The sequence below is a fragment of the Fulvivirga kasyanovii genome (assembly GCF_009711405.1).
In the GTDB taxonomy this organism is placed as follows: Bacteria; Bacteroidota; Bacteroidia; order Cytophagales; family Cyclobacteriaceae; genus Fulvivirga; species Fulvivirga kasyanovii.
On the sequence record NZ_SMLW01000176.1, the window covers coordinates 1 to 1,547 of the forward strand.

Consider the following 1,547-nt stretch of genomic DNA (forward strand, 5'->3'; position numbering starts at 1 on the left):
TCAGATAGAAGGCTGGAAGCTGGTAACTGATGCGGTGCATAAGGAAGGGTCTAAAATATTTGTTCAAATGATGCATGCCGGTAGGGTGGCACACCAGTTAAACCTGCCAGTGGGAGGTGAAGTAGTAGCCCCAACAGATAAGCCGGCTTCCGGTGAAATGTACACCGATGCTCAAGGACCACAAGCCCATACTCCCCCAAGAAAAATGAACAAAAAAGATATCGAGCAGGCAATAGATGAGTTTGTCAGGGCTTCCAAAAATGCTATACAGGCAGGTTTTGACGGTGTGGAAATACATGCTGCCAATGGTTATCTGCTGGAGCAATTCATTAACCCCAATATAAATGATCGCGACGATGAGTATGGAGGTTCGATAGAAAACAGGTCGAGGTTTGTGCTTGAGGTGACCGAAGCGATTGTAAAGGCTATAGGAAAAGAAAGAACAGGTATCAGATTATCACCTTATGGTGTTTTTAATGACACAGGTGCATTTGCCGATGTAGATGAAACATTTGAGTACCTGGCTAAAAAGTTAAGTGATTTAGGGCTGGTCTATATACATATCGTTGATCATGCCGCTATGGGAGCGCCCGAAGTACCGGCTGCTTTAAAGGAAAAGATAAGAAACAGCTTTAAGGGTACTTACATATTAAGTGGAGGGTACGACAGGGAGCGTGCAGAGGAAGATTTGAAAGCAGGTAAAGGTGACCTGGTTGCATTTGGCAGGCCATTCATCGCCAACCCTGATTTTGTAGAACGTATGCTGACAGGGGCCGAGTTAAGCGAAGCTGACCATAACACTTTCTACACACCGGGTAAAGAAGGATATGTAGATTATCCTATGTTGAACGGAGAACTTCACGAGTTGAAAAAATGAGCACCAATGTGACGTTAGTAAAAGAGCTTTATCAGCATTTTGCTAACAAAGACAATGATTCTGTAAGGGCTTTGTTTCAGGATAACATCGTTTGGGTCCAGATGAAGGGGTTCCCTAATGGTGGCAGGTTTGTAGGCCCTGATGAAGTTTTTCACAATGTATTTCAAAACTTCAGGGATAACTGGGTAGAGTGGAAAACTGTAATCGACGAATACTTGGAGCATGAGAACTCAGTGCTGGTCATAGGTCGCTATGAAGGAACCTACAGTACTACCGGCAAATCCGTATCCGCGGAGTTTGTTCATCGATATCAACTCGACAGTGGAAAGATTGCCAAATTTACCCAATACACTGATACCTTATTGATATATCAGGCTATGCAGAATTGAGGCGTTGGGAAGGGAATTCATTCAGAGGCTTGCCGCCTTAAACAGCTTCTGAATGGTTCCCTGTTTTATTCAGATTAAAAATGTTTCAATTTTGCTTTCATTCAGGCAATCCTTCTCTTATGGATTTAATTTTAATCGAGAGTTCTTTTGTTATAGATTGCTCTGAAAAGTTGAAATAACGGGTGCACGTGTTGATAAAGATTATGCTGTATCCAAAGTCAGTTCTTTTTTTGAAGTGTATAAAAATTGGCTGATAGTTGCCTCCAAATGATAAATCCGAG

Annotated in this window: 3 protein-coding genes; 2 read left to right on the top strand and 1 reads right to left on the bottom strand. The window is 42.3% G+C overall.

Annotation, left to right across the window (positions count from 1 at the left end):
• Together E1163_RS00600 and E1163_RS00605 are read left to right on the top strand one after the other, a co-directional pair.
• Window positions 1-877, top strand: an 877-nt coding sequence (locus E1163_RS00600) for an alkene reductase (protein WP_155168586.1), incomplete at its 5' end; no start/stop codon positions are given.
• 8 nt (window positions 878-885) lie between these two features.
• Window positions 886-1,266, top strand: coding sequence for a nuclear transport factor 2 family protein (locus E1163_RS00605; protein ID WP_343033694.1), 381 nt, complete (start codon window positions 886-888; stop codon window positions 1,264-1,266).
• Between the two features lie 97 nt (window positions 1,267-1,363).
• On the opposite strand, the gene E1163_RS30875 is transcribed toward E1163_RS00605, so the two are convergent.
• The coding region (locus E1163_RS30875; protein ID WP_221417883.1) for a hypothetical protein at window positions 1,364-1,547 on the bottom strand (184 nt) is incomplete at its 5' end.